Genomic DNA, 22,280 nt, shown 5'->3' with positions numbered 1-22,280 from the left:
TGGGCTGTTCCCCGGCCGCCGACAGCACGTCGGGCGGGGACACCGCGTGAGCGGGGCAGTCCCCCCACTGGTCCCCGACCCTCCCAGTGCCGGTGGGCGGTGAGCGCGCATCATCCGACCCGCCACCCGAAGGAGTGAACCCCGGAGGGGAGTTGAGGAGCAAGTTCCCCTGGCTCGTGCCGCACGGTTGCCCGGCGAGCCGGTTGGACGTCTGCGACGGGCGGTGGCACTATGTGCCGCCACGCGCCGCCGGAGGACGGAATTCCACCCCAAATCCGGCGTCTGACCTGCGCGACTGCCCCGGTTCCGGGAGAACCGGAGGAAGGTGCCAGCCTTTTGCGAACGCTGTGAAGGCCTCGTGCAGACTGGCTGGATGCGTACGGAACTCGTCTCGGAACCAGGCCTCGCCGACCGGCCCAACGAGGACTTCGCGAGCGTCGGACTACCGGCCTCGGGACAGGGGGGCTCACTCGTCCTCCTGGACGGCGTGACACCGCCACGGACGGCGACGGGCTGTCTGCATTCCGTGCCCTGGTTCACGGCGCGCCTCGGTGGGGCGCTGACCGAACTGACCGTTTCACTCCCGGATCTTCCCCTCGCCGAGGCCCTGTCCCGCGCAATCGCTCGTACCGCGGCGGCACACGCGGAAACCTGTGACCTTTCTCACCCGCGCACGCCGCAGGCAACCGTGGTTCTCGCCCGCTGGTCCCCGGCCGCGTTCGAGTACCTGGTCCTGTCCGACTCGGCCCTGCTGCTGGAGGCCCCCGACGGTGCCCTGACCCCCGTCCTGGACGACCGGCTGTCCCGGCTGCCCCGCTCGGCCCTCGTGAGCGACGCGGTGATCGACGCCGAGCTGCGCAACAAGGAGGGCGGCTTCTTCACAGCCGCCGCCGACCCCGGGGTGGCGGCGCGTGCCGTCACGGGGGTGCTGCCGCGCGCCGGGGTGCGGACGCTGGCGGCGCTGACCGACGGGGCCGCGCGGTGGGTGGAGAAGTTCCGGGAGGGCGACTGGGCGGACTGCCTGGCGCTGGTGCGCAAGCAGGGCGCGCGGGCACTGGTGGACCGGGTGCGGGAGCTGGAGAGCGCGGACGCGGCCGGTGACCGGGCGTTCCTCGGCCGCAGCAAGACGCACGACGACGCGACGGTGGTCTACGCCGAGTTGTGAGCCGGACGGGCGGGGCCGGTCCTACTTCTCCATCCCGCGGTTGAGTTCGTGCAGCAGCCGGGCCAGTTCCGTCACCTCGCGCGGGTCCCAGTCGGCGAGCCGGCGGGCGTACCGGGCACGGCGGGCCTCCCGGACCCGGCCGACGCGCTCCTGGCCCTCCGGGGTCAGGGTGACCAGCCAGGCCCGGCCGTCCGCGGGGTCCGGCTCGCGGGCGACGAGTCCCAGTTCCTCCAGGGCGCGCAGCTGGCGTGACATCGTCGCCTTGCCGACGCCGATGTAGGCGGCGAGGTCGGTGGCGCGCTGGCCGCCGCACTCGCCGAGCCGGACGAGAAGGCCGTACGCGGACGACTCCAGGTCGGGGTGGACCTCCCGGGCCATCTCCCCCTGGTTGGCCCGGGCCCGTCGCAGCAGGAAGGTCAACTCCCGTTCCAGGGCGAGGAACTCGGGTTGGTTCACGCCACCGCCGGACAGGCGGGATTCGCCTGCCCGACCGCCGCCGTTCCCGTCTTCGTGCACGTCAGCCCCTGCCTCGCTTTTTCCGGTTTTCACGGTCCTGAAAGTTTCCGCCACGGGCTGCCATCGCCGCAGCTCGCCAAGTATTTCGCAGGCGTAGACCAACGGCGGCTCCCAGTCCTCTTCCACCCGCCGTTTCTACGTGCGTAGAGTCTTCACCGGACCTTCCGATGGCATGCGCACGCCATACAGGGGTCCTCCCCACCAGCGCATCCCCCACCGAGCACCACCGAGCCAGCGGAGGCACGTCATGCTCGTGCACAGATCCGGATCGGCCCGCGGGCGGCGGTTCGCCGTCACCGGGATCCTGCTCGCCGCGTTCTCCCTCGTGTTCACCCTTCCCGCGGACGCCGCCTCGTCCGCGGACGTCCCGCCGCGCGGCTCCGCCCACATGGGCATGGGCGTCGCGGCCCACGACGGCGAACACGGCACCCCCGTCCCCGGCCGCGCGGCTCAGACGGAGGGCGTCGACGTCTCCAGCCACCAGGGCAACGTCGCCTGGTCGACCCTGTGGAACAGCGGCGTCAGGTGGGCCTACGCCAAGGCCACCGAGGGGACGTACTACACCAACCCCTACTTCGCCCAGCAGTACAACGGCTCCTACAACGTCGGCATGGTCCGGGGCGCGTACCACTTCGCCACCCCGGACACGACGAGCGGCGCCGCCCAGGCCAACTACTTCGTCGACCACGGCGGCGGCTGGTCCAGGGACGGCAAGACGCTGCCGGGCGCGCTCGACATCGAGTGGAACCCGTACGGCGCCGCCTGCTACGGCAAGTCGCAGAGCGCGATGGTCTCCTGGATCAGCGACTTCCTGAACACGTACAAGGCCCGCACCGGCCGGGACGCCGTGATCTACACCGCCACCAGCTGGTGGACCCAGTGCACCGGCAACTACGGCGGCTTCGCCGCGTACAACCCGCTGTGGATCGCCCGGTACGCCTCGACGGTGGGCACGCTCCCGGCCGGCTGGGGCTACTACACGATGTGGCAGTACACGTCGTCCGGTCCGACGGTCGGCGACCACAACAAGTTCAACGGCGCGCTGGACCGCGTGGTCGCGCTGGCCAACGGCTGACGGCCCCTCCCCCGCGTACGGAGCGGAGGCCCGGACCCCCTCACGGGACCCGGGCCTCCGCCTCTTGCGGTACGCGTCGCTCACGCCGCGACCGGAACCTCGCGCTGCGCACCGTTGGTCGCCGGTGCGAGCGCCAGTTCCAGGACCTGACGGACGTCGGTGACGGCGTGGACGTCGAGCTTGTCCAGCACCTGGGCCGGGACGTCGTCCAGGTCGGGCTCGTTGCGCTTGGGGATGATCACCGTGGTGATCCCCGCCCGGTGCGCGGCGAGCAGCTTCTGCTTGACCCCGCCGATCGGCAGCACCCGCCCGGTCAGCGAGACCTCGCCGGTCATCGCCACGTCGGTACGGACCAGCCGGCCCGAGAGCAGCGAGGCGAGGGCCGTGGTCATGGTGACGCCGGCGCTCGGGCCGTCCTTGGGGACCGCGCCCGCCGGGAAGTGGATGTGCGCTCCCCGGTCCTTCAGGTCACCCACCGGCAGCTCCAGCTCCGCGCCGTGGCTGCGCAGGAAGCTCAGCGCGATCTGCGCCGACTCCTTCATCACGTCGCCCAGCTGGCCGGTCAGGGTCAGCCCCGCCGCGCCCGTCTCCGGGTCGGCCAGCGACGCCTCGACGTACAGGACGTCGCCGCCCGCTCCGGTGACCGCGAGGCCGGTGGCCACGCCGGGCACCGCGGTGCGCCGCTCGGCCGGGTCCTGGGCGGACTCGGGCACGTGGTGCGGCCGTCCGATCAGGTCGCGCAGGTCGGCGTCGGTGACGGTGAACGGCAGCTCCCGCTCGCCCAGTTCGTGCTGGGCCGCCACCTTGCGCAGCAGCCGTGCGATGGACCGCTCCAGGGTGCGCACGCCCGCCTCGCGGGTGTACTCGCCGGCCAGCTTGCGCAGCGCGCCCTCGTCGACGGTGACCTCGTCCGCGTCCAGTCCGGCCCGCTCCAGCTGGCGCGGGAGCAGGTGGTCACGGGCGATGACGACCTTCTCGTCCTCGGTGTAGCCGTCGAGCCGGACCAGCTCCATGCGGTCCAGCAGGGCCTCGGGGATGGCCTCCAGGACGTTGGCGGTGGCGAGGAAGACCACGTCGGACAGGTCCAGCTCGACCTCCAGGTAGTGGTCCCGGAAGGTGTGGTTCTGGGCCGGGTCCAGGACTTCGAGGAGGGCGGCGGCCGGGTCGCCCCGGAAGTCGGAGCCCACCTTGTCGATCTCGTCGAGCAGGACGACCGGGTTCATCGACCCCGCCTCCTTGATCGCCCGCACGATCCGGCCGGGCAGCGCGCCGACGTACGTACGCCGGTGGCCGCGGATCTCGGCCTCGTCGCGCACGCCGCCGAGGGCGACGCGGACGAACTTGCGGCCCATCGCGTGGGCGACGGACTCGCCGAGGCTGGTCTTGCCGACGCCGGGCGGACCCACCAGGGCCAGTACGGCACCGCCGCGCCGGCCGCCGACCACGCCGAGACCACGGTCGCCGCGCCGTTTGCGCACGGCCAGGTACTCGGTGATGCGCTCCTTCACGTCCTCCAGGCCCGCGTGCTCGGCGTCGAGCACGGCCTGGGCGCCCCGGATGTCGTAGGCGTCCTCGGTGCGCTCGTTCCACGGCATCTCCAGGACCGTGTCGAGCCAGGTGCGGATCCAGGAACCCTCGGGCGACTGGTCGGAGGACCGCTCCAGCTTGTCGACCTCCTTGAGCGCGGCCTCGCGGACCTTCTCGGGCAGGTCGGCGGCCTCCACCCGGGCGCGGTAGTCGTCGGACTCCTCGCCCTCCTGCTCGCCGTTGATCTCGCGCAGCTCCTTGCGGACCGCTTCGAGCTGGCGCCGCAGCAGGAACTCGCGCTGCTGCTTGTCGACGCCCTCCTGGACGTCCTTGGCGATGGTCTCGGCGACGTCCTGCTCGGCGAGGTGGTCGCGCAGCTGCTGCGTGGCGAGCTTCAGACGGGCGACCGGGTCGGTGGTCTCCAGCAGCTCGACCTTCTGCTCGGTGGAGAGGAAGGGCGAGTATCCGGAGTTGTCGGCGAGCGCGGACACGTCGTCGATGGCCTGCACCCGGTCGACCACCTGCCAGGCGCCGCGCTTGCGCAGCCACGCGGTGGCGAGGGCCTTGTACTCCTTCACCAGCTCGGCCACCTGGCCGGGCAGCGGATCGGGCACGGTCTCGTCGACCCGGGTGCCCTCGACCCAGAGCGCGGCGCCGGGACCGGTGGTGCCGGCGCCGATGCGCACCCGGCCCCGGCCGCGGATCAGGGCGCCGGGGTCGCCGTCGGCCAGGCGGCCGACCTGCTCGACCGTGCCGAGCACGCCGGTGGCGGCGTGGGTGCCGTCGATACGTGGGACGAGGAGGACGCGGGGCTTGCCGGGCTCGGACCTGGCGGCGGCCTGGGCGGCCTCCACCGCGGCCCGTACCTCGGCGTCGCTCAGGTCCAGGGGGACGACCATGCCGGGCAGGACCACTTCGTCGTCGAGCGGCAGCACGGGCAGGGTGAGCGGTGTGAAGGCGGCGGACTCAGCAGCCATGATCTCCCCTTCGGCAGTCAAGTTGAGTTACATCGACTCAATGAAAGGGAGTCCCCGATTGTTCCCCAAGGCTTGTTCGCTGTGAGCGATCAAGCCCCACGGGGCATTTCCCGCCTCTGGGACAGCACCGCCGCACCGGTCGGCATTCCTCCGCCGGGACGGGTGCCAGGATGGGCCGATGCCCCTCACTACCCACGACTCCCCCGAGGCCTTCGAGACCCCCGAGGTGCTGGACCGTCGCGAGGGCCCGTACGGCGAAGTGGTCCTGCGCCGGCACGGGACGTTGCTCCAGATCATCGCGAACGGCTGCTTCCTGATGGACACCTCGGACGGGCGCTCGGAGCGGCGCCTGGTCGACGCGGCGGCCGACGCGCTGGCCGCCTCCGGCGGGCGGACCGCGCCGCACCTGCTGATCGGCGGACTCGGCGTCGGCTTCTCCCTCGCACACGCGGCCGCCGACCCCCGCTGGGGCCGGATCGCGGTCGTCGAGCGCGAGGGCGCCATCATCGACTGGCACCGCGCCGGACCGCTGGCCGCGCTCTCCGCCGGGGCGCTGGCCGACCCCCGCGCACGGATCGTCGAGGCGGACCTGGTCGAGTACGTCAATGAGACATCCGACACGTACGACGCCCTGTGCCTGGACATCGACAACGGCCCCGGCTGGACCGTCACGGAGGGCAACGACGGGCTGTACACGCCGTCCGGACTGGCGGGCTGCGCACGGCTGTTGAGGCCCGGCGGGGTGCTCGCCGTATGGTCCGCGCAGCCCTCTCCGGAATTCGAAGAAACCTTGCGTAATGCCGGTTTCCAACAGGTGCGTACCGAAGAGATCCCCGTTGCCCGGGGCGTTCCGGACGTCGTGCACATCGGCGTCGGGCCTGGATAGCAAAGGCGTGGTGACTCCCCGTACGCTGCTGCCCTGACGCGGATCATTCAAGCGTCAAGCGCAGTCATGGGATCACCCCACGGATTCCGGAAAGCACACCTCAGGGGCGGGCGATGGAGCAGACACAGACCTCCCACAACGGCACGGCCACCCAGGGCGCACAGCGTCGGGTGCTGGTGGTCGAGGACGATCAGACGATCGTGGACGCCATCGCGACCCGGCTGCGCGCCGAGGGGTTCCTGGTGCAAACGGCGGGCGACGGACCGTCCGCCGTCGACACGGCCGAGGCATGGCAGCCCGACCTGCTGATCCTCGACATCATGCTGCCCGGCTTCGACGGCCTGGAGGTCTGCCGGCGCGTGCAGGCCCAGCGGCCGGTGCCGGTGCTGATGCTCACCGCGCGCGACGACGAGACGGACATGCTGGTCGGCCTCGGCGTGGGCGCCGACGACTACATGACCAAGCCGTTCTCGATGCGCGAGCTGGCCGCCCGCGTGCACGTGCTGCTGCGGCGGGTCGAGCGGGCCGTGGTGGCCGCCTCGACGCCGCGCAGCGGCATCCTGCGCCTGGGCGAGCTGGAGATCGACCACGCGCAGCGCCGGGTGCGGGTGCGCAGCGAGGACGTCCACCTCACGCCCACCGAGTTCGACCTGCTGGTCTGCCTGGCGAACACCCCGCGCGCGGTGCTCTCCCGCGAGCAGCTGCTCGCCGAGGTGTGGGACTGGGCGGACGCCTCCGGCACCCGCACCGTGGACAGCCACATCAAGGCGCTCCGCCGGAAGATCGGCGCCGAGCGCATCCGCACCGTCCACGGCGTGGGCTACGCCCTGGAGACGCCGACGCCATGAGCCGAGGACGGGAAGCCGCACGGAGGAGCCCCGGCCCTCGAATCTCCGGGGAGCCCTGGGGCGGCGTACGCCCGTTCTCGATCAAGACCAAGCTGGGCGCGCTCGTCGTCACATCGGTACTGATCACCACCGGCCTGTCGGTGATCGCGGTGCACACCAAGACGGAGCTGCGCTTCATCACGGTGTTCTCGATGATCGCCACGCTGCTGATCACGCAGTTCGTGGCGCACTCGCTGACCGCGCCGCTGGACGAGATGAACGCGGTGGCCCGGTCCATCTCGCACGGCGACTACACCCGCCGGGTGCGCGAGAACCGCCGCGACGAGCTGGGCGACCTGGCCGTCACCATCAATCGCATGGCCGACGACCTGGAGGCCCAGGACCTCCAGCGCAAGGAGCTGGTGGCGAACGTCTCGCACGAGCTGCGCACCCCGATCGCGGGCCTGCGCGCGGTGCTGGAGAACATCGTCGACGGCGTCACCGAGGCCGACCCGGAGACGATGCGTACGGCGCTCGGCCAGACCGAGCGGCTCGGCCGGCTGGTGGAGACGCTGCTGGACCTCTCCCGCCTGGACAACGGCGTCATACCGCTGCGCAAGCGGCGCTTCGAGGTGTGGCCCTACCTGTCGGGCGTGCTGAAGGAGGCCAACATGGTCGCCTCCGCGCGCGCGGGCATCGCCTCCGGTTCCGGCAGCCACACCCGCACCGACGTGCACCTGGCGCTGGACGTCTTCCCGCCGGAGCTGACCGCCCACGCCGACCCCGAGCGCATCCACCAGGTCGTCGCCAACCTCATCGACAACGCCGTCAAGCACAGCCCGCCGCACGGCCGGGTGACGGTCAGGGCGCGGCGCGGGGAGCTGCCCGAGTCCCTGGAACTGGAGGTTCTCGACGAGGGACCCGGCATTCCGCGCTCGGAGTGGCGCCGGGTGTTCGAGCGGTTCAACCGGGGTTCGGTGTCGCGGCCGCACGGTCCGGGCAGCGACGGCGGCACCGGTCTGGGCCTCGCGATCGCGCGCTGGGCGGTGGATCTGCACGGCGGCCGGATCGGGGTGGCCGAATCCGAGCGGGGCTGCCGGATTCTCATCACTCTTCCGGGCCTGCCGTCGACGTCCGGTTGACGTAGGGTTCGAAGCGGAACATCAAGATCCACTGTGTCCGCGCTGGCGGACACGTGTGATCAGGCACGGACCCGCGTTCTCCAGGCGCCGGGTCCCGCTCTCCCGATCCCTCACGCAACAGAACCTCGCTTGTTTCCCGCCATTTCCAGCGCCGAAACGCGGTCCGCGATGTGACTTACGCGACGATGGACCGGCCCAGTCTGACCTTCGGGGGCCGGTAGGCGTAGCCTTGATTCCCGCTGTCCACCATCTTGTGAAGCGGAAGAGGGCGGTTCTCGCCGTGTCGCCACAGTCCCCCAGTAACTCGAGCATCTCGACCGACACCGACCAAGCGAACAACGCGGGAAAGAACCCCGCGGCCGCGTTCGGTGCCAATGAGTGGCTCGTCGACGAGATCTATCAGCAGTACCTCCAGGACCCGAACTCCGTGGACCGAGCCTGGTGGGACTTCTTCGCCGACTACAAGCCCGGAGCGGCGGCGCAGCCGGCGTCCGCCGCGGTGACCACGGACACCGGCAGCACGCCACCGGCCGCCCCCGCCCCGCAGGCGCAGGCTCCCGCCCCGGCCCAGCCGAAGGCGGCGGCGCCCGCTCCCGCGCAGCCCGCCGCGCCCGCCCCCGCCGCTCCGGCCGCGAAGCCCGCCGCCGCGCCCGCGCCGGCCAAGCCCGCCGCCAAGCCGCAGGCGAAGGCCGCCGCGCCCGCCAAGGACGCCGGCGCCGCCCCGGAGGGGCCCGAGCTGGTGACCCTGCGCGGCCCGGCCGCCGCGGTCGCGAAGAACATGAACGCCTCGCTGGAGCTGCCCACGGCCACGTCCGTGCGCGCGGTCCCGGTGAAGCTGCTGTTCGACAACCGCATCGTCATCAACAACCACCTCAAGCGCGCCCGGGGCGGGAAGATCTCCTTCACGCACCTGATCGGCTACGCGATGGTGCAGGCCATCAAGGCCATGCCGTCGATGAACCACTCCTTCGGTGAGAAGGACGGCAAGCCGACCCTGGTCAAGCCGGCCCACATCAACCTGGGCCTCGCCATCGACCTGGTCAAGCCCAACGGCGACCGCCAGCTGGTCGTCGCGGCGATCAAGAAGGCCGAGACGCTGAACTTCTTCGAGTTCTGGCAGGCCTACGAGGACATCGTCCGTCGCGCCCGCGACAACAAGCTGACGATGGACGACTTCACCGGCGTCACCGTCTCCCTGACCAACCCCGGCGGCCTCGGCACCGTGCACTCCGTGCCGCGTCTGATGCCCGGCCAGTCGGTCATCCTGGGCGTCGGCTCGATGGACTACCCGGCGGAGTTCCAGGGCACCAGCCAGGACACCCTGAACAAGCTCGGCATCTCGAAGGTCATGACGCTCACGTCGACCTACGACCACCGGGTCATCCAGGGCGCCGCCTCCGGCGAGTTCCTGCGCCAGGTCGCCAACCTGCTGCTCGGCGAGAACGGCTTCTACGACGAGATCTTCAAGGCGCTGCGCATCCCCTACGAGCCGGTCCGCTGGCTCAAGGACATCGACGCCTCGCACGACGACGACGTCACCAAGGCCGCCCGCGTCTTCGAGCTGATCCACTCCTACCGGGTCCGCGGCCACGTCATGGCCGACACCGACCCGCTGGAGTACCAGCAGCGCAAGCACCCCGACCTGGACATCACCGAGCACGGGCTCACCCTGTGGGACCTGGAGCGCGAGTTCGCGGTCGGCGGCTTCGCCGGCAAGTCCCTGATGAAGCTGCGCGACATCCTCGGCGTGCTGCGCGACTCGTACTGCCGCACCACGGGCGTCGAGTTCATGCACATCCAGGACCCGAAGCAGCGCAAGTGGATCCAGGACCGCATCGAGCGCTCGCACACCAAGCCGGAGCGCGAGGAGCAGCTGCGCATCCTGCGCCGGCTGAACGCGGCGGAGGCCTTCGAGACCTTCCTGCAGACCAAGTACGTCGGCCAGAAGCGGTTCTCCCTGGAGGGCGGCGAGTCCGTCATCCCGCTGCTGGACGCGGTCATCGACTCGGCGGCCGAGTCCCGCCTGGACGAGGTCGTCATCGGCATGGCCCACCGCGGCCGGCTGAACGTGCTGGCCAACGTGGTCGGCAAGTCCTACGCGCAGATCTTCCGCGAGTTCGAGGGCAACCTCGACCCGAAGTCGATGCACGGCTCCGGCGACGTGAAGTACCACCTGGGCGCCGAGGGCACCTTCACCGGCCTGGACGGCGAGCAGATCAAGGTCTCGCTGGTCGCCAACCCCTCGCACCTGGAGGCGGTGGACCCGGTCCTGGAGGGCGTCTCGCGCGCCAAGCAGGACATCATCAACAAGGGCGGCACGGACTTCACCGTCCTGCCGGTGGCGATCCACGGCGACGCCGCCTTCGCGGGCCAGGGCGTCGTGGCCGAGACCCTGAACATGTCGCAGCTGCGCGGCTACCGCACCGGCGGCACGGTCCACGTCGTCATCAACAACCAGGTCGGCTTCACCGCGGCCCCCGAGTCCTCGCGTTCGTCCATGTACGCGACGGACGTGGCCCGCATGATCGAGGCCCCGATCTTCCACGTGAACGGCGACGACCCGGAGGCCGTGGTCCGCGTCGCGCGGCTCGCCTTCGAGTTCCGCCAGGCGTTCAACAAGGACGTGGTGATCGACCTCATCTGCTACCGCCGCCGGGGTCACAACGAGTCGGACAACCCGGCCTTCACCCAGCCGCTGATGTACGACCTGATCGACAAGAAGCGCTCGGTGCGCAAGCTCTACACCGAGTCCCTCATCGGTCGCGGCGACATCACCCTGGAAGAGGCCGAGCAGGCGCTGCAGGACTACCAGGGGCAGCTGGAGAAGGTCTTCACCGAGGTCCGCGAGGCCGTCTCGCAGCCGACCGCCGCGGAGCCCTCGGACCCGCAGGCCGAGTTCCCGGTCGCCGTGAACACCGCGGTCAGCGCCGAGACCGTCAAGCGGATCGCCGAGTCCCAGGTCAACATCCCCGACCACGTCACCATCCACCCGCGGCTGCTGCCGCAGCTGCAGCGCCGCGCGGCGATGGTCGAGGACGGCACGATCGACTGGGGCATGGGCGAGACCCTCGCCGTCGGCTCCCTCCTCCTGGAGGGCGTTCCGGTCCGGCTGACGGGCCAGGACTCGCAGCGCGGCACCTTCGGCCAGCGCCACGCGGTCGTCATCGACCGGGAGACGGGCGACGAGTTCACCCCGCTGCTGTACCTGTCCGAGGACCAGGCCCGGTACAACGTCTACAACTCCCTGCTCTCCGAGTACGCGGTGATGGGCTTCGAGTACGGCTACTCGCTGGCCCGCCCGGACGCGCTGGTGATGTGGGAGGCGCAGTTCGGCGACTTCGTCAACGGCGCGCAGACGGTCGTGGACGAGTTCATCTCCTCGGCCGAGCAGAAGTGGAACCAGACCTCCGGCGTCACCCTCCTGCTCCCCCACGGCTACGAGGGCCAGGGCCCGGACCACTCCTCGGCCCGCCCGGAGCGCTTCCTGCAGCTGTGCGCGCAGAACAACATGACGGTCGCCATGCCGACCCTGCCGTCGAACTACTTCCACCTTCTGCGGTGGCAGGTGCACAACCCGCACCACAAGCCGCTGGTGGTCTTCACCCCGAAGTCGATGCTGCGCCTGAAGGCCGCGGCCTCGAAGGCGGAGGAGTTCACGACGGGCCAGTTCCGCCCCGTCATCGGCGACGACTCGGTCGACCCGGCCGCCGTCAGGAAGGTCGTCTTCACCGCCGGCAAGGTCTACTACGACCTCGACGCCGAGCGGAAGAAGCGCGGCCTGACGGACACGGCGATCATCCGCATCGAGCGCCTGTACCCGCTGCCGGGTGCCGAGCTCCAGGCGGAGATCGCCAAGTACCCGAACGCCGAGAAGTACCTGTGGGCCCAGGAGGAGCCGGCGAACCAGGGTGCCTGGCCGTTCATCGCGCTCAACCTGATCGACCACCTGGACCTGGCGGTCGGCGCCGACGTCCCGCACGGCGAGCGCCTGCGCCGCATCTCGCGGCCGCACAGCTCGTCCCCGGCCGTCGGCTCGGCCAAGCGGCACCAGGCGGAGCAGGAGCAGCTGGTGCGTGAGGTCTTCGAGGCCTGATACCCGGGGCTTCGGCCCCGCCGCGCGACCGAAGAGGCCGGCCCCGTTCCCCGGGGCCGGCCTCTTGGCGTTCGCCCGGCGCCGCCCGGCCGAGGCAGGGCTGGAAGCCGCGCGTGGTCCTACTCCTCGTCCTCGTCCTCGTCGTCCAGCCGGGCGAGCCAGGTGGCGAGGCGCTCGACGGGCACCTCGAAGTCCGGGTTGAGGTCGACGAACGTACGCAGCTGTTCGGCGAGCCACTCGAAGGTGACCTCTTCCTCGCCGCGCCGCTTCTCCAGTTCCTCGATGCCGCGGTCGGTGAAGTACATGTGATGTTCTCCTGCGTGCGTCCGTGTTCCGAATCCGCCCCCAAGACTATGCAAACGGCGCCGCGCGGGTGCCGGGGCGGGCGAGGAGTGACGTGCCGTGGGCGGCCAGCAGGGCGCCCACCGTGATCCGGCCGGCGCTGCGGTGCCGCGCGCCCCGGACCAGGAGTGCCGCCCCGGCCACCGCCTCGGCCAGTCCGAAGGCCCGTCCGGCCGGTCCGTACGCGCCGGGCTGCCGGACCGCGAGGCGGGCGGCGTCGCGTCCTCGCGCCGCCCCGGCGGTCCATCGGACGTCGGGCAGGGAGCGGGCGCGCTCGCGGAGGCGGTCGGCGGGTGTGCCCGGGTCGAGTCCCTCCGCAAGCACCACTCCCGCGCGCGTGAGGACCGCGAGCAGGCCCCGCATCCTCGCACGGGCGTCGGCCTCCGGGTCGGGCCTCGTCAGCCGGTCCAGCGACTGCACGTCCAGGACCGGGTCCAGGCCCAGGCGGGCGGCGAAGGTGCGCATCGCCTCGTCCTCGCCGGCCGGCGTGCCGTTCGCGAGCCACACGTATCCCACCGGGCGGCGGAATCCGGACGCGAGGGTGTATCCGGCCCGGTCGGCGTCCCACCACAGGGCGAGTACGGGCCAGGGGGCTCCGACGGCGAGCGCCGCGGCCCAGCCGGTGACGACACGGTCGACCGGCTCGCCCCCGTCCCGCCAGGGCCCGCCCTCCGGCACGAGCACGCTCCACTGGGCACCGGCCCGGACCAGCGGCATCCGTTCGCCCAGCAGGGGAGCCACGACGGCGACGGAGTCCGGCTCGGCGCGGCAGAGCAGCAGAGCACCGGGACCTGGCGCGGGCACGGACTCTTCCGTTGACATAGTGACAAGTTAGGGCATATCGACCCGAGCGGCCGATCCTTGATCACCAGAACGGGTGCCTTGACTTTCCGTGTCCGCGATATATCGTGAATCGAGAGGGACGCGATATGGCGCGTTCGGTCGAGGAGGTCTGCACCATGTCCGAGTGGTCCGTCGCGGAGCCCAGGAAGCTCACCTTCGACGAGTCCGTGAGCCGGCTCCACGTACGCATTGTCGGTGGAACGGTGAACGTGGTGGGCACGGACGAAGGTTCCGCCCGCCTGGAGGTCTCCGAGATCGAGGGGCCACCTCTGATCGTGACCCACCGGGACGGCGTGCTCACGGTGGCCTATGAGGACCTGCCCTGGAAGGGCTTCCTCAAGTGGCTGGACCGCAAGGGATGGCGCCGCAGTGCGGTGGTCTCCCTCGCGGTGCCGACCGGCACCCGGGTGGAGGTGGGCGCGGTCAGCGCCACGGCCGTGGTCTCCGGCCTCGACGGACCCGCCGAGGTCAAGGGCGTCTCCGGGGACACCACCCTGGTGAGCCTCGCGGGCCCCGTCCGCGCGGACACCGTCTCGGGGAACGTGGAGGCCCAGGCCCTCACCGGCGACCTGCGTTTCAACTCCGTCTCCGGCGACCTGACGGTGGTGGAGGCGGGCTCCTCCGTGCGGGCCGACTCGGTGAGCGGGTCGATGATCGTCGACCTGGACCCGGCCGGTGGCCCCACCGACATCGGCCTGAACAGCGTCTCGGGCGAGATCGCCATCCGGCTGCCCCAGCCGGCCGACGCCCGCGTCGAGGCGAACACGGCCAGCGGCGTGGTCAGCAGCGCCTTCGAGGACCTCCGGGTGGGCGGCCAGTGGGGGGCCAAGCGCATCACCGGCCGCCTCGGCGCGGGCAACGGCCGGCTGAAGGCCACCACGGTCTCCGGCTCCATCGCCCTGCTCCGCCGTCCGACGGCGGAGGACACGGTGTGGGAGCGGGAGCCGGAGGACTCCGACCCGGCGGGCCGGGCGCAGGGCGCCCCGGGGGACAATTCCGCTTCCGTCCGGGACCAGGGCGCCACCGACGCCCCTTCCGACGGCACGACCGACAAGAAGGTGCTCTGACATGCCCCCCGTCTTCGCCCACGGCCGCCTCCGCCTCTACCTCCTCAAGCTCCTGGACGAGGCCCCGCGCCACGGTTACGAGGTGATCCGGCTCCTCGAAGAACGCTTCCAGGGCCTGTACGCCCCGTCCGCGGGCACGGTGTACCCGCGTCTGGCCAAGCTGGAGGCGGAGGGTCTGGTCACCCACACCACCGAGGGCGGCCGCAAGGTGTACGCCATCACGGACGCCGGGCGCGCCGAGCTGGCCGACCGCAGCGGTGAGCTGGCCGACCTGGAGCTGGAGATCCGCGAGTCGGTCGCCGAGCTGGCCGCCGAGATCCGGGCCGACGTGCGGGGCGCGGCCGGTGATCTGCGGCGTGAGATGCGGGCCGCGGCCACCGCGGCCCGTCGGGGCACCTCCGGGGCTCAGGACGAGGGGAGCGGCTCCGCCGCCGGTGCCGGGGACGACACCGACGAGAAGGAGGCCTGGCAGGCCGCCAAGGAGGAGATGCGGCGGGTCAAGCAGGAGTGGAAGGAGCAGGCCCGCCGCGCCAAGGACGAGAGCCGCCGCGCCCGTGACGAGGCCCAGCGGGCCCGGCGCCAGGCCAAGGAGGCCCAGGAGCGGGCCCGGGCCCAGGCGCAGGAAGAGGTCCAGCGCATCGCCCAGCGCGTGCAGGAGCAGGTGCAGGACCACTTCGCGCGGGGCGACTGGCCGACGGGACTGCGCGAGGGACTGAGCGAACTGGCCAAGGAGGTCGGTGACTTCGGCAAGGACTTCGGGAAGGAGTTCGGCAAGGACTGGGGCTTCGGCCGCACCGACACCGGGAGCACCGCCCACCGGCCCGAGTACACCGTCACACCCGAGGACTTCCCCGCCGGATATGCGCCCAGCTGGGCCCACGAGGACGCCGCGGAGTCGACCGGCGACCCCGCCCGCGACCTGGACCGGCTGCTCGACCGCTTCCGGGACGACATCCGCGACGCGGCCCGGGACCACGGTGTGACAGCCGACCAGGTGCGCGACACCCGCCGTCGGCTGTCGGAGGCGGCGGCCCACATCGGGGCGATCCTGCGCCCGCCGAAGGCCTGAGCCCGGCGGGGCACGGCGCGGCGGCCCTCATTTCCCTCAGGGGCGCCGCGCGCCGGTGAAACGCCGGTCAGGCACAGACCTCCCCGGCCCCGTCGCCCAGCACCCTGGTCAGCGACGCGTGGGTCACCCCGTGGTCGGCGAGCACTTCGGCGGGCACACCGGGGCGCAGGACCAGGGCGAGGAGGAGATGCTCGTCCCCGATGCGCCGGTCGCGGCGGGCGACGGCGACCCGGAGCGCCTTCTCCAGGACCTCCTTGGCGCCCCGGCTGAAGCTCCGGTGTCCGGACCACCGGCGCCCGCCCCTCCGGTCGTCGACGGACATCGCCCCCACGCCATGGGCCTCCTCGACCTTGGCGACGATCTCCGTGACGTCGATCCCCAGTCCGGCGAGGGCGTCCGTCTCGGACTTCGACAGACCGGCGCGACGCCGTGCGTCCCGCAATGCCTGGCGTACCGCGTCCCGGTGCTCCTCGGCGCCCAGTGCCGCCAGCGCGAAGGCGGCACGACTGCCCTCCCGGTCCAGCAGGGCGAGCAGCAGGTGCTCGGGCTCGACGGTCCCCGCCCCCGCCTCCTCGGCGTGTCCGACCGCCCCCTGCACGACCGCGCGGGCGTCCTTCGTGAACCGCTCGAACATCAATGCCTCCCGTACTTCTTGTGCACGGCCTGCCTGCTGACTCCGAGTTCCGTGGCGATCTCCTGCCACGACCATCCCTGCCCGCGGGCACTGCGCACCTGTACGGCTTCCAGCTGCTCCACCAGCTTCCGCAGGGCGGCGACGGCCCGCAGCCCGACCCGGGGATCGCGGTCCCCCGCCCGCGTGGCGAGATCCGTTGCTTCACTCATACCGTCAACTTAGGTTGACAGAGCCTACGCGTCAACCGTGGTTGACAAACAGGCCGGAGTCGCCGGGGCTCCGGGACGCGCGAACGGCGGGCCCGGAGAACCGGACCCGCCGCACGTGCCATATATGCCGTATGTGCCGTATGTGCCGTATACGGGGAAAGGCGTCAGGAGTTGCTGAGCACGATCTTGCCGAACTGCCCGCCGGAGGCCATCCGCTCGAACCCCTCACGGGCCCGGTCCATCGGGAGCACGTCGTCGATGACGGGCCGCACACCGGTGTCGGCGCAGAAGGACAGCAGGTCCTCCAGCTCGTCCTTGGACCCCATCGTGGAGCCGACGACCTTGAGCTCCAGGAAGAAGATCCGGGTCAGCTCGGCGTGGGAGGGCCGGTCGCCGCTGGTGGCACCGGAGATGACCAGCGTGCCGCCCGGCCTGAGCGACTTGATCGAGTGCGACCAGGTCGCGGCGCCCACCGTCTCGATCACGGCGTCCACCCGCTGTGGCAGCCGCGCCCCGGTCTCGACGGCCTCCACCGCACCGAGTTCCAGGGCCCGCTTGCGCTTGGCCTCGTCGCGGCTGGTCGCGAAGACCCGCAGCCCCGCCGCCTTGCCGAGCACGATGGCGGCCGTGGCGACCCCGCCGCCGGCGCCCTGCACCAGCACCGAGTCACCGGGGCGCACCCCCGCGTTGGTGAACAGCATCCGGTACGCCGTCAGCCAGGCGGTCGGCAGACAGGCGGCCTCCTCGAAGGAGAGCTCCTTGGGCTTGGGCAGGACGTTCCAGGTCGGCACGGCGACCTGCTCGGCGAACGTCCCCGGGTAGCGCTCGGTGAGGATGGACCGGGGCTCCTCGGGGCCGACCCCGTGGCCGGTCTGGCCGATCACGGAATGCAGGACGACCTCGTTGCCGTCGGCGTCGATCCCGGCGGCGTCGCAGCCGAGGATCATCGGCAGCCGGTCCTCGGGGAGGCCGACGCCGCGCAGGGACCACAGGTCGTGATGGTTGAGGGAGGCGGCCCTGACATCGACGACACTCCAGCCGGGCCGGGCCTCGGGAGCGGGAAGCTCTCCCAACTCCAGGCCCGCCAAGGGCTCGTCGCGGTCGATTCGGGCGGCGTAGACAGCGAACATGACCTTGACGATAGGTTCCCCACCGCCCGACGGGAACCACAGCACCGTGTGACACACCCCCTCTTGCGCGCCCCGTACCGCCGGGCAGCGCACCCCGGCCCGCCACTCACACACCCGCACCCGCACCCAATAGGCAAGCGGCCCCGCCCACCAAGGACGAGGCCGCTCACCACACGCCACACGCAGGGGCTCACGCCGTCACCGGCGCGCAACCCCCTCCGCACGGGCCGCCGCCGCCACCGCCGCCGTGACGGCCGGCGCGACCCGCTCGTCGAACGGCGACGGAATGACGTAGTCCGCGGCGAGGTCGTCCCCCACCACGGCGGCCAGCGCCTCGGCCGCCGCGAGCTTCATGCCCTCGGTGATCCGCGGCGCCCGCACCTGGAGCGCGCCCGCGAAGATGCCCGGGAACGCCAGCACGTTGTTGATCTGGTTCGGGAAGTCCGAGCGCCCCGTCGCGACGACCGCCGCGTACTTGTGGGCGACCTCCGGATGCACCTCGGGGTTCGGGTTGGCCATCGCGAAGACGAAGGCGCCCTCGGCCATCGAGGCCACCGCCGGCTCCGGCACCGTACCGCCGGACACGCCGATGAAGACGTCGGCACCCGCGAGGGCCGCCTCCAGCGGGCCGGACAGCCCGGCCTTGTTGGTGAAGGAGGCCAGTTCCTGCTTCACCGGCGTCAGGTCGTCCCGGTCGGCCGAGACGACGCCCTTGCGGTCGGCGACCGCGACATCCCCGATGCCGGCCTCCACCAGCATCTTGGCGATGGCGACACCGGCCGCGCCCGCGCCCGAGATCACCGCCCGCAGCTCACCCAGCGTCCGCCCGCTCAGCCGCGCCGCGTTCCGCAGTGCCGCCAGCGTCACCACGGCCGTGCCGTGCTGGTCGTCGTGGAAGACCGGGATGTCCAGGCGCTCCTGGAGCTTGCGCTCGATCTCGAAGCACCGCGGCGCCGAGATGTCCTCCAGGTTGACGCCGCCGAACGAGGGCGCGAGCCGGACCACGGTCTCGACGATCTCGTCGGCGTCCGTGCAGTTCAGGGCGATCGGGACCGCGTCCACTCCGCCGAACTGCTTGAAGAGGATGGCCTTGCCCTCCATCACCGGGAGGGAGGCCTCGGGCCCGATGTCACCGAGTCCCAGCACCGCCGTGCCGTCCGTCACGACCGCGACGACCGACGACTTCCAGGTGTAGTCGTGGACGAGGTCGGGCTGCTCGGCGATCGCGCTGCACACTTTCGCGACGCCGGGCGTGTACGCCAGGGACAGGTCGTCCTTGTCGCGGACCGGCACGGTGGCCTGCACGGCCATCTTGCCGCCGCGGTGCAGCGCGAACGCGGGGTCGAAGGAGTCGAGCGGCTCGGCGCCCTCCCCCTGCTCCGCACCGGCTTCGCTGTCGCTGCGAGGATTGACGATCTCCGCTGCCACTTTGTCTTACCCCTTAAGAGTTCATGGTTTGAGGGTTTGTCCACTCCTGGTGAGGAATGGGCGGGCACCGCGCAGGGAGATGGCTGTCTGGGCCACGCGGACCCCTGCGCGACGGGCGCGCCGCACACGCGCCCTGAGCCCCTGATGAGGGGTGTAAAGAACCTTCTTACCCGACGGACGCCTCCCGCGACGAGTCCGATAAGCGCAAGCTCACATGCCGGACCCCGAACGCCGCATGTCGGTGACATGGCTCATAGCCAGGCTTCCGGACAACCTCCCGGCACCTCTTGACAGAGCCGCGAGCGCCACCTTCAACAGCCCCGCCCGCCCGCGATCCATGCCCGGATAACGAGAAATTCCGCAGATCTTCCGGCCGGAGGGGCAGATTCCCGTAAAGGTTCGGTCGGGATGTACCGACCTGGTGCGGTTCGGGGGCTGACCCGTTATCCGATTTTGACATGACGGCCCCCCTGAATGGCCGAGTCCGAATGGCAAGATGCCGTAATCACACGAGGTCGCGGCACTCGAAGGTGTGTGCTCTCGTCGACCCACGGCACCGGCCGGTCCCCCGGCCGGCGTCCCGTCCCATCGGCAACTCCCTCATCCGCCGGAGGAACCACCATGACCGCACGCTCCACCCGTCGTACGACCGCCGCGCACTCCCGGCTAGCAGCGGTCGGTGCGATCGCGGTCGCCGGCGCCCTGCTGCTCACCGGATGCGGCGACCAGACCGAGAACAGCGACTCCGGCAGCAGCGACAACCAGTCGGCGAGCGGGGCCCCGCTCGCCGACAAGCTGCCGCAGTCGATCCGCGACAAGGGCACCGTCAAGGTCGGCTCCGACATCGCGTACGCCCCGGTCGAGTTCAAGGACGGCTCCGGCAAGACCGTCGGTATCGACCCGGACCTCGCCGACGCCCTCGGCAAGCAGCTCGGGGTGAAGTTCGAGTTCGAGAACGGCACGTTCGACACCCTGATCACCGGTCTGCGCTCCAAGCGGTACGACATCGCCATGTCCGCGATGACCGACACCAAGGACCGCCAGGAGGGCATCGACTCCGACACCGGCAAGAAGGTCGGCCAGGGCGTCGACTTCGTCGACTACTTCACCGCCGGTGTCTCGATCTACACCAAGAAGGGCGACGACCAGGGCATCAAGACCTGGTCCGACCTGTGCGGCAAGAAGCTCGTGCTCCAGCGCGGCACGGTCTCCGAGGACCTCGCCAAGGCCGAGAACGAGAAGTGCCCGGCCGGCAAGAAGATCTCCATGGAGGCCTTCGACAACGACCAGCAGGCCCAGACCCGTCTGCGCGCGGGCGGCGCGGACGCCGGCTCCTCCGACTTCCCGGTGGCGGCGTACGCGGTGAAGACCTCCGGCGGCGGCAAGGACTTCGAGCTCGTCGGCGAGCAGGTCGAGGCCGCGCCGTACGGCATCGCGGTCGCCAAGGACAACGCGCAGCTGCGCGACGCCCTGAAGGCGGCGCTGGACGCGGTGATCGCGAACGGCGAGTACAAGAAGATCATGGACAAGTGGGGCGTGGCGGAAGGCGCCGTCACCGAGGCCACCGTCAACGGCGGCAAGTGACCGCGCGGCGGGCGCTGAAAGGCAACATCCGTGACTGTTGACATCGACAAGACGGCGGGCGGCCCGGCCGGTACGCCGCCGACCCCGCCGGAGGCCATCAAGGCCATCCCGGTCCGGCACTACGGGCGGTACGTCTCCGCGGTCGTCGCGATCGCGCTGCTGGCCGCGGTCGTCTACGCGTTCTCCCAGGGCAAGATCAACTGGGGTGCGATCCCGGACTACTTCTTCGACGACCGCGTCCTGACCGGCATGGGCAAGACGCTGCTGATCACCGTCCTCGCGATGCTGATCGGCATCGTCGGCGGCATCCTGCTCGCCGTGATGCGGCTGTCGAAGAACCCGGTGACCTCGTCCATCTCGTGGTTCTACATCTGGTTCTTCCGCGGCACGCCGGTCCTGGTGCAGCTCGTCGTCTGGTTCAACCTCGGCCTGGTCTTCGAGTACATCAACCTCGGTCCGTTCTACCGCGACGAGTGGTCGGACTTCATGACGCCGTTCCTGACGGCGCTGCTCGGTCTCGGTCTCAACGAGGCCGCGTACATGGCGGAGATCTGCCGTGCCGGTCTGCTCGCGGTCGACGAGGGCCAGACGGAGGCGGCACACGCGCTGGGCATGAGCCACGCCAAGACGCTGCGCCGGATCGTGGTCCCGCAGGCGATGCGCGTGATCGTGCCGCCGACCGGCAACGAGGTCATCAACATGCTGAAGACGACCTCCCTGGTGTCGGTCGTCCAGTACGCCGAGTTGTTCCGGGTCGCCCAGGACATCGGCCAGACCTCGGGCGCCCCGGCCGAGATGCTGTTCCTGGCGGCGGCCTGGTACCTGCTGCTGACCTCGGTCTTCAGCGTCGGCCAGTACTACCTGGAGCGCTACTACGCCCGCGGCTCCAGCCGCAGCCTGCCGCCGACCCCGCTGCAGAAGATCAGGGCGAACCTGTTCTCCCTGTCGAACCGCTCCAGCACGACGGGAGGTGCGGCATGACCGCCATGGTCAAGGCCGAGGGCGTCCACAAGTCCTTCGGTGCCGTCGAGGTCCTCAAGGGGATCGACCTGGAGGTGAAGCAGGGCGAGGTGTTCTGCCTCATCGGCCCCTCCGGCTCCGGCAAGTCCACCTTCCTCAGGTGTATCAACCACCTCGAGAAGATCAACGCAGGGCGTCTGTACGTCGACGGCGAGCTGGTCGGCTACCGCCAGAAGGGTGACAAGCTCTACGAGCTGAAGGACAGCGAGGTCGCCCTCAAGCGCCGGGACATCGGCATGGTCTTCCAGCGCTTCAACCTGTTCCCGCACATGACGGCCGTGGAGAACGTCATGGAGGCGCCGGTCCAGGTCAAGGGCGTGAGCAGGTCCCAGGCGAGGGACCGGGCACGGGCGCTGCTGGAGCGCGTGGGCCTGGCCGACAAGGCCGGCAACTACCCCTCGCAGCTCTCCGGCGGCCAGCAGCAGCGGGTCGCCATCGCACGAGCCCTGGCGATGGACCCGAAGCTGATGCTGTTCGACGAGCCGACCTCGGCGCTCGACCCCGAGCTGGTCGGCGACGTCCTCGACGTCATGCGCGACCTCGCGGAGTCCGGCATGACGATGGTCGTCGTCACCCACGAGATGGGCTTCGCCCGCGAGGTCGGCGACAGCCTGGTCTTCATGGACGACGGCGTGGTCGTCGAGTCGGGCAACCCGCGCGACGTGCTGACCGACCCCCAGCACGACCGGACGAAGGCGTTCCTGTCCAAGGTCCTCTGAGGCCGCGAGCAGAGGCCAGGGGCGGTA

The 22,280-nt window shown here is 71.0% G+C and carries 19 protein-coding genes; 11 read left to right on the top strand and 8 right to left on the bottom strand.

Annotation, left to right across the window (positions count from 1 at the left end; translation table 11 throughout):
- Positions 1–373: 373 nt before the first annotated feature.
- Positions 374–1,165, top strand: coding sequence for a protein phosphatase 2C domain-containing protein (locus ACZ6IM_RS21095; RefSeq protein ID WP_052840930.1), 792 nt, complete (start codon positions 374–376; stop codon positions 1,163–1,165).
- Positions 1,166–1,186: 21 nt separating this feature from the next.
- Here the strand turns inward: ACZ6IM_RS21095 and ACZ6IM_RS21090 are convergent, their stop codons facing one another.
- Positions 1,187–1,681 carry a MarR family winged helix-turn-helix transcriptional regulator gene (locus tag ACZ6IM_RS21090; protein ID WP_469558140.1) on the bottom strand — a complete coding sequence of 165 codons (495 nt, stop codon included), beginning with the start codon at positions 1,679–1,681 and terminating at the stop codon, positions 1,187–1,189.
- A gap of 247 nt (positions 1,682–1,928) precedes the next feature.
- On the opposite strand from ACZ6IM_RS21090, the gene ACZ6IM_RS21085 reads away from it, so the two are divergent.
- Positions 1,929–2,756, top strand: a complete 828-nt coding sequence (locus ACZ6IM_RS21085) for a lysozyme (protein WP_052840730.1) — start codon at positions 1,929–1,931, stop codon at positions 2,754–2,756.
- A gap of 80 nt (positions 2,757–2,836) precedes the next feature.
- Here ACZ6IM_RS21085 and lon read toward each other — a convergent pair whose 3' ends face one another.
- Positions 2,837–5,260 (bottom strand): endopeptidase La, encoded by a 2,424-nt coding sequence (gene lon, locus ACZ6IM_RS21080; RefSeq protein ID WP_052840731.1) that lies wholly within the window; start codon positions 5,258–5,260, stop codon positions 2,837–2,839.
- A gap of 178 nt (positions 5,261–5,438) precedes the next feature.
- Between lon and ACZ6IM_RS21075 the strand changes: the two genes are divergently transcribed.
- From ACZ6IM_RS21075 to ACZ6IM_RS21060, 4 genes are all read left to right on the top strand, one after another.
- Positions 5,439–6,146, top strand: a complete 708-nt coding sequence (locus tag ACZ6IM_RS21075; protein ID WP_052840732.1) for a spermidine synthase family protein — start codon at positions 5,439–5,441, stop codon at positions 6,144–6,146.
- Between the two features lie 113 nt (positions 6,147–6,259).
- Positions 6,260–6,994 (top strand): response regulator transcription factor, encoded by a 735-nt coding sequence (locus ACZ6IM_RS21070; RefSeq protein ID WP_003973686.1) that lies wholly within the window; start codon positions 6,260–6,262, stop codon positions 6,992–6,994.
- A complete protein-coding gene (locus ACZ6IM_RS21065) occupies positions 6,991–8,115 on the top strand; it encodes a sensor histidine kinase (RefSeq protein WP_052840733.1) in 1,125 nt (374 codons plus the stop codon). The genes ACZ6IM_RS21070 and ACZ6IM_RS21065 overlap by 4 nt, the downstream gene beginning before the upstream one ends.
- 280 nt (positions 8,116–8,395) lie before the next feature.
- Complete coding sequence (locus ACZ6IM_RS21060) at positions 8,396–12,208, top strand: multifunctional oxoglutarate decarboxylase/oxoglutarate dehydrogenase thiamine pyrophosphate-binding subunit/dihydrolipoyllysine-residue succinyltransferase subunit (RefSeq protein ID WP_052840734.1); 3,813 nt, start codon at positions 8,396–8,398, stop codon at positions 12,206–12,208.
- Positions 12,209–12,327: 119 nt separating this feature from the next.
- On the opposite strand, the gene ACZ6IM_RS21055 is transcribed toward ACZ6IM_RS21060, so the two are convergent.
- Positions 12,328–12,513: a DUF6104 family protein gene (locus ACZ6IM_RS21055; protein ID WP_030190019.1), complete on the bottom strand. Its 186-nt coding sequence runs from the start codon at positions 12,511–12,513 to the stop codon at positions 12,328–12,330.
- 46 nt (positions 12,514–12,559) lie between these two features.
- Positions 12,560–13,372, bottom strand: coding sequence for a hypothetical protein (locus tag ACZ6IM_RS21050; protein WP_469558135.1), 813 nt, complete (start codon positions 13,370–13,372; stop codon positions 12,560–12,562).
- A 137-nt stretch (positions 13,373–13,509) separates the two neighbouring features.
- On the opposite strand from ACZ6IM_RS21050, the gene ACZ6IM_RS21045 reads away from it, so the two are divergent.
- A complete protein-coding gene (locus ACZ6IM_RS21045; RefSeq protein ID WP_469558132.1) occupies positions 13,510–14,460 on the top strand; it encodes a DUF4097 family beta strand repeat-containing protein in 951 nt (316 codons plus the stop codon).
- A 1-nt stretch (position 14,461) separates the two neighbouring features.
- Positions 14,462–15,529, top strand: a complete 1,068-nt coding sequence (locus ACZ6IM_RS21040) for a PadR family transcriptional regulator (RefSeq protein WP_469558129.1) — start codon at positions 14,462–14,464, stop codon at positions 15,527–15,529.
- Positions 15,530–15,596: 67 nt separating this feature from the next.
- Here ACZ6IM_RS21040 and ACZ6IM_RS21035 read toward each other — a convergent pair whose 3' ends face one another.
- The 4 genes from ACZ6IM_RS21035 to ACZ6IM_RS21020 form a co-directional block, all read right to left on the bottom strand.
- Positions 15,597–16,163, bottom strand: a complete 567-nt coding sequence (locus ACZ6IM_RS21035; RefSeq protein WP_052840738.1) for a Clp protease N-terminal domain-containing protein — start codon at positions 16,161–16,163, stop codon at positions 15,597–15,599.
- Positions 16,163–16,372: a helix-turn-helix domain-containing protein gene (locus tag ACZ6IM_RS21030; protein ID WP_052840739.1), complete on the bottom strand. Its 210-nt coding sequence runs from the start codon at positions 16,370–16,372 to the stop codon at positions 16,163–16,165. The genes ACZ6IM_RS21035 and ACZ6IM_RS21030 overlap by 1 nt, the downstream gene beginning before the upstream one ends.
- Before the next feature lie 164 nt (positions 16,373–16,536).
- Positions 16,537–17,502 carry a zinc-binding dehydrogenase gene (locus ACZ6IM_RS21025; RefSeq protein WP_052840740.1) on the bottom strand — a complete coding sequence of 322 codons (966 nt, stop codon included), beginning with the start codon at positions 17,500–17,502 and terminating at the stop codon, positions 16,537–16,539.
- 198 nt (positions 17,503–17,700) lie between these two features.
- Positions 17,701–18,930, bottom strand: a complete 1,230-nt coding sequence (locus ACZ6IM_RS21020; protein ID WP_469558125.1) for an NAD(P)-dependent malic enzyme — start codon at positions 18,928–18,930, stop codon at positions 17,701–17,703.
- Between the two features lie 621 nt (positions 18,931–19,551).
- Between ACZ6IM_RS21020 and ACZ6IM_RS21015 the strand changes: the two genes are divergently transcribed.
- From ACZ6IM_RS21015 to ACZ6IM_RS21005, 3 genes are read left to right on the top strand one after another with little or no spacing between them, the layout of a single operon-like run.
- Complete coding sequence (locus tag ACZ6IM_RS21015) at positions 19,552–20,514, top strand: ABC transporter substrate-binding protein (protein ID WP_052840742.1); 963 nt, start codon at positions 19,552–19,554, stop codon at positions 20,512–20,514.
- 30 nt (positions 20,515–20,544) lie between these two features.
- A complete protein-coding gene (locus tag ACZ6IM_RS21010) occupies positions 20,545–21,495 on the top strand; it encodes an amino acid ABC transporter permease (protein WP_052840743.1) in 951 nt (316 codons plus the stop codon).
- Complete coding sequence (locus tag ACZ6IM_RS21005) at positions 21,492–22,253, top strand: amino acid ABC transporter ATP-binding protein (RefSeq protein WP_052840744.1); 762 nt, start codon at positions 21,492–21,494, stop codon at positions 22,251–22,253. Before ACZ6IM_RS21010 ends, ACZ6IM_RS21005 begins: the two co-directional genes overlap by 4 nt.
- The last annotated feature ends 27 nt before the right edge of the window (positions 22,254–22,280 follow it).

The organism is Streptomyces sp. NPDC042336 (genome assembly GCF_055581985.1).
Note: the sequence above shows the minus strand (reverse complement) of the source record. Positions and strands in the feature narration are given on the sequence as shown.